Here is a 393-nt window from a genome sequence, read left to right on the forward strand (position 1 = left end):
GGCAGCACCAACTACGCCTACATGCGCGAGCAGGACGGCTGGGTGCTCGACATCCAGGAAAAACAGCCATACACGCAGAACCGCATGGAGGAGTTCGCTTCCAGCGGTACCTACTATTTCCGGAATGGCGCCCTGATGAAGCGCGCATTCAAGGAAACCGTGGATCTCCAGCTACACGTCAACGGAGAATACTATGTGAGCCTGGCATACCGCCCCTTGCTGGCTCAGTCCATGCCTGTCGCCGTGTACGCCCTGCAGCATTTCATGCAGTGGGGAACGCCTCAGGACGTGGCCGAATACAACGGCTGGTCTCGCGCGTTCCGCACGCTCGCCGAACCCGCGCAGCCGCCGCTGCCGCCACGAGGAAGCATGGTGATGCCCATGGCAGGGCTG

General features: G+C 61.6%; 1 pseudogene. It reads left to right on the forward strand.

The window, feature by feature from the left end:
• Nucleotides 1-393, forward strand: a pseudogene (locus KDH83_RS31865) (hypothetical protein); the annotation flags it as partial.

The organism is Achromobacter sp. Marseille-Q0513 (assembly GCF_018195695.1).
In the GTDB taxonomy this organism is placed as follows: Bacteria; Pseudomonadota; Gammaproteobacteria; order Burkholderiales; family Burkholderiaceae_B; genus Achromobacter.